The following is a 5,521-nucleotide window of genomic DNA, read 5'->3' on the forward strand; positions in this document are numbered from 1 at the left end:
AATTACTATCTCCAGAGAGATTATATCATAAATAAAACCTTACATATTATAAAAATTACATCATTTTAGTAATACTATATGAATGCATATTATGCTTCCTACTTATAAAATAAAAACAGTAGCTACTTATGATAGCTACTGTTTTTTTATCTGTATATTTTATTTTACGTATTCTGCTAAAGCTTTATCAATATATGCTGCTTCATCAGCACTAGGATCACACATTGGCAAATTAAATACACCTGCAGGTAAGCCAATTTTACGAGCTGCATATTTAACAGGAATAGGATTTGTAGTGATAAACATAGCTTTTATAATATCTGCTAAGCTTTGATGAATACGAAGTGCTTCGTGATTATGACCCGATTCATAGGCTTGAATCATTGCATTCATATCTTTGCCAGCCACATGGGATACTACGGATACTACACCACATGCACCAACAGATAACATTGGTAATGTAAGTCCATCATCACCGCTGTATACCATGAAATCGTCTCCTGGTATTAAGCGTTTGATTTCAGATGCAATCATAAGATTTCCACTTGCTTCTTTAATAGCGCATACATGTGGATATTCACTGTGTAATTGCGCTAGTGTTGTAGGGAATATACCTGTTCCCACACGGCTTGGTACATTATATACCATGATTGGAAGTGTAGTAGCCTCTGCAATAGCTTTAAAGTGTAAATATTGCCCTTGTTGATTTGGTTTATTGTAGTAAGGTACTACAACTAATAAACCATCAATTCCATCAATTTTAGATACTTCTTTTACAAATTCAACAGAGGATTTTGTGTCATTTGTACCTACATTAGCAATAATAGAACCTTTATGACCACACTCTTTAGCAATAGCTGTAAATAATGCTAATTTATCCTCTTTAGACATGGATGGATTTTCTCCTGTTGTACCGCATACAACAAGTCCATCAGACCCATTATCCAATAAATGATGAGCAATAGCTACACTATTTTCTATATTAAGGGATCCATCATTATTAAATGATGTAATCATAGCCGTTAATACTCGACCAAAGGTTTTCATATCTGTCCTCCCCTTGATAGATTAAAAAGCTTGTTTTTCTACCAAGTATTCAGCAATTTGCAACGCATTAAGTGCTGCACCTTTACGAATTTGGTCCCCTACAATCCAGAAATTCATACCTTTGTCGTTATATAAGTCTTTACGAATACGGCCGATTTCACAGTCGTTTTGATTAGATGTATATAATGGCATTGGGTAAATTTGTTCTGCAGGATTATCTTTTACTTGTAAACCAGGGAATTTCTCACATGCTGCTTTGAAAGCTTCTACAGAAACTGGTTCTTCTGTTTCTACTAAAACAGATTCAGAGTGGGAACGATACACTGGAACACGTACAGTAGTTGGTACAACTTGAATTGTGTCGTCGTGAAGAATTTTTTGTGTTTCATGAACCATTTTCATTTCTTCTTTTGTGTAATCATTGTCCAAGAACACATCAATTTGTGGTAAAAGGTTAAATGCTACAGGATAATGTTTAGGCGCAGAACCTGTTGGCAATAAGTTTGCAGTCATTTCTTCGCCGGCTGTATATTGTTTTACTTGGTTTTCAAGTTCTTCAATACCTTCTTTACCTGCACCAGATACTGCTTGATATGTACTTACAACAATGCGTTTAATTGGAGAAATATCATGAAGTGGTTTCAAACCTAAGCTCATAATAATAGTGGAGCAGTTAGGATTAGCAATGATACCTTTATGTTTTAAAATATCTTCTGGATTTACTTCTGGTACTACAAGAGGTACTTCAGGATCCATACGGAATGCACTAGAGTTATCAATAACGATAGCGCCTCTTTTAGCTGCTTCTGGTGCTAATGTTTTAGAAATAGAACCACCTGCAAATAGAGCGATATCAATATTTGCAAAAGATTCAGGTTTAGCTTCCTCTACTACATATGTTTTACCATTAACGGTAAGTTCAGTACCTGCAGAACGAGCAGATGCTAACAATTTTAGATTTTCATATGGGAAATTACGCTCTTCAATAAGTGTAATAAATTCAGCACCTACTGCACCAGTAGCACCAAGAATTGCAACATTAGGTTTTTTCATTACTATATCTCCTTGCTCTTATATTATAAATAATGCTCTAAGCCGTATGTTAGACCAGCTTTAGTACTAATTTTTTTACATGCTAATACTACGCCTGGCATAAAGGAAAGACGGCTTAAACTATCGTGACGAATTGTTAATGTTTCATCATAGCCACCAAATAGTACTTCTTGGTGAGCTACGTAACCAGGTAAACGAACGCTGTGGATTGTTACGTCATCAACCTTAGCGCCACGAGCACCTGGTAAACTTTCACGAGTTAAATCTTCTGCTGCAGTTGCATTCGCAGCTTGTTTAGCTTCGTTAATTAATTTAGCTGTTAAAATAGATGTACCGGATGGAGCATCATATTTATGGTTATGATGAAGCTCAATAATTTCTACATTAGGGAAATATGGAGCCAATTCTGCAGAAACCTTCATCATCATAACTGCACCAAGAGAGAAATTAGGTGCTACAAGGCAATTGGCATTATTCTTACGACCAATAGCATCTAATTCATCGCGTTGTTCCGCTGTTAAACCAGTAGTACCAATAACTACATGAATGCCTGCGGATAACATCTTTTTAGCATTTTCATAGATGACAGCAGGATTTGTAAAATCTACAATAACATCAGGTTTATTTGTATCAAGTACCTCATCGATGGAGGCATTCATTGTAATTCCTAATTGTTCGATGCCCGCTACGGTGCCTACATCTTGACCTGCCTTAGTAGGATCGATACCACCTACTAATGTTAATTCAGAATCATTATGTACTGCTTTGACTACTTCGCGGCCCATTTTACCGCCAGCGCCATTTACCATTACTCGAATCATATATACCTCCAAAAAAGCCAGTGGATGCATCCACTGGCCTTATAGTTTATATAGCTTATAACTTTTACTAAAAGCTCAATGATAGCACTCCACCAATTCAAATTGATGACAGTCGTCCATCTATTAAATAGACAACCAGAACGATGAGTCGCAATCACCGAACTTCGGCAAGCATCCCTTTTATCATGGATCAATGCATGCCGGCTCCTCATGATTACTCTTTATACTCGCACCTCTATCAACATATTCACTTAATACTATTAGTATAAGTAATTATGCGATTTTAGTCAATTAAAATGGTCAATTAGTTCTTTAGCTGCTGCTAATGCAGTGGAAGACATACCTCGACCAGACATCATAGAAGCAATTTGTGTTACTCGTTCCTCTTCATTAAGTACAGACAACGTTGAAACAGTACGATCATCTTGCTCAATTTTAGCCAAATGGTAATGTTGCTTTGCAATACTTGCTGTTTGAGGTAAATGAGTAATACAGAATACTTGATTTGTCTTAGAGAGATGTAGGATCTTTTCAGCAACCTTTAAAGCTATATCTCCACTAATACCAACATCAATTTCATCAAATACCATTGTCTTGAACGTATCACTACGGAAGACAGATTTGAAGGCTAATGCAATCCGAGCTAATTCGCCACCAGAGGCTACCTTGTGAAGCGGTAACAATTGTTCCCCCTTATTGGCAGAGAATAGTAGTTCAATAGATTTTGCACCTAAAGATGATAAGCCATCCCCATCCTCTATATGGAATTGAATCTCTCCTTTAGGCATGCCTAGGTCTACTAATTCTTGATGTAGAGCGTTAGCAATGACTTTTGCATTTTTTAGACGTATATCACGTAAAACTGTTAAAGCTTCTTCTGCTACCTTTTTCGCCTCTTCAAGACGAGCTTCTAATTCGTCTTGTGCAAATACAAGGCCTTCTAGTTCCGCTAAACGAGCTTGTGCCTTTTCTTCGTATGCTAGAATTTCTTCTACAGTTTCACCATATTTTTTCTTTAAGCCATAAATAGTTGTATCTCTATCTTGGCAATACTTATAGCGTTCTTCGTCATAGCTAATAGTATCTCTATAACGATCTAACGATTGAGCCGCCTCTTCCAGTTGGAAATAAGCAGAATCAACCATTTCAGATACTTCTTTCAGTTCACCATCATATTTTACAAGGTCATTAACCTCTACCTTAATAGAGTTTATAGTGTCTAGTAATGGTTGACGACCATTATAAAAGGCATCATAACAAGAACCTAATACCTTATCAATATGTTCAAAACCATCGAGTCGTTTTAATTCCTCTGCAATAGAAACATCTTCACCGATTGTAAGTCCTGCTTCTTCAATCTCATCGATTTGGTATCGTAGCATATCGAGCTCTCGCGCTCGTTCAGACATATTTTCTTGTAAATGATCTACATCTTGTTTGGCTTTCTTATATACTTTATAGGCATCTAAATAGGTCTTGTAAGCCTTCTGTCCCTCTTTATTATAGGTATCTAAATATTCATGATGGGTATCGGCATCTAACAATCGTTGATTACTATATTGACCATGAATATCAGCTAAATATTGACCAATTTCTTTTAATGCTTTTAATGGTATAGGTTGATCATTAGCTAAGATGGTAGATTTACCATTGCGGTTAAATGACCGGGAGAGAATTAACTCCCCTTCTTCAACCATAATATTTTTAGATTCTAATAGTTCTTGTATACTTTGGTGATCGGCAATATCAAATATTCCATCTATAACAAAACTATCTTTACCATGACGAATGAACTCGCTGCTTGCGCGCTCTCCTAAAAGGATACTAAAGGCATCCATTAATATGGATTTCCCTGCCCCAGTTTCGCCGGTAAAGATAGTTATGCCATCATTAAATGAAATATTCATTTGCTCAATCAACGCAAAGTTGCGAATGCTCATTTGCGTTAACATCTATTTAGTCCTTCATTAAATCTTGAATTTTCGCCAAAATTGCTGGAACTTCAGCTTCAGATTTTGCAATTAACAAAATTGTATCATCACCAGCTAATGTACCAATAATTTCAGACCATTTTGCATGGTCAATGGAAAATGCTACGGATTGAGCTGAACCAGGAATTGTATGTAATACGACTTGATTCAAGCTATGATCTACCTTAATTAGAGAATCTTGGAATAATCGATTGATTCGACTACGAGATAGAACTACATTTTCTTCTGGAGATAATGCATATCGATAGTGTCCATCGCCTGTAGGAATTTTGATTAACATCAATTCCTTAATATCACGAGAAACAGTAGCTTGCGTTACCTCAATACCGTCTTCTAATAAGGCCGCTGCTAATTCCTCCTGAGTTTCAATCGCCTTGGACTGAACGATTTCTTTAATTTTGTTATAGCGATAGCGTTTCATTTTAAACTCCCTTTTTTAAAACTTGCACATAAAAGAGAATAGTATCTTTCTGCTATTATTATACCATATATTCATAATTAATATATGGTATAAATCGCATATCTCATACTAGTTATGCATATTATATTTATATTTAAAAAAACGTTAACATTCTATAGATTGAGGGCGTACAAACACATAGCCTATAG

5 protein-coding genes and 1 riboswitch are annotated in these 5,521 nt (G+C 35.9%); all 5 genes read right to left on the minus strand.

The genetic code is table 11. The features are described 5' to 3' along the window. Positions 1 to 159 precede the first annotated feature (159 nt). Positions 160 to 1,047, minus strand: coding sequence for a 4-hydroxy-tetrahydrodipicolinate synthase (gene dapA, locus QZ334_RS06605; protein ID WP_005386622.1), 888 nt, complete (start codon positions 1,045 to 1,047; stop codon positions 160 to 162). Between the two features lie 21 nt (positions 1,048 to 1,068). Next, on the minus strand, positions 1,069 to 2,100 hold the full coding sequence (locus QZ334_RS06610) for an aspartate-semialdehyde dehydrogenase (RefSeq protein ID WP_005386623.1): 1,032 nt from the start codon (positions 2,098 to 2,100) through the stop codon (positions 1,069 to 1,071). A gap of 23 nt (positions 2,101 to 2,123) precedes the next feature. Next, complete coding sequence (dapB, locus tag QZ334_RS06615) at positions 2,124 to 2,921, minus strand: 4-hydroxy-tetrahydrodipicolinate reductase (protein ID WP_039969200.1); 798 nt, start codon at positions 2,919 to 2,921, stop codon at positions 2,124 to 2,126. Between the two features lie 74 nt (positions 2,922 to 2,995). Next, positions 2,996 to 3,167, minus strand: a riboswitch (Lysine riboswitch). 41 nt (positions 3,168 to 3,208) lie between these two features. Then, complete coding sequence (gene recN / locus QZ334_RS06620; RefSeq protein ID WP_005386625.1) at positions 3,209 to 4,873, minus strand: DNA repair protein RecN; 1,665 nt, start codon at positions 4,871 to 4,873, stop codon at positions 3,209 to 3,211. Positions 4,874 to 4,877: 4 nt separating this feature from the next. Next, positions 4,878 to 5,333: an arginine repressor gene (gene argR / locus QZ334_RS06625; RefSeq protein ID WP_005386626.1), complete on the minus strand. Its 456-nt coding sequence runs from the start codon at positions 5,331 to 5,333 to the stop codon at positions 4,878 to 4,880. Between the last annotated feature and the right edge of the window lie 188 nt (positions 5,334 to 5,521).

This window comes from Veillonella sp., from assembly GCF_019414865.1.
Taxonomy (GTDB): domain Bacteria; phylum Bacillota; class Negativicutes; order Veillonellales; family Veillonellaceae; genus Veillonella.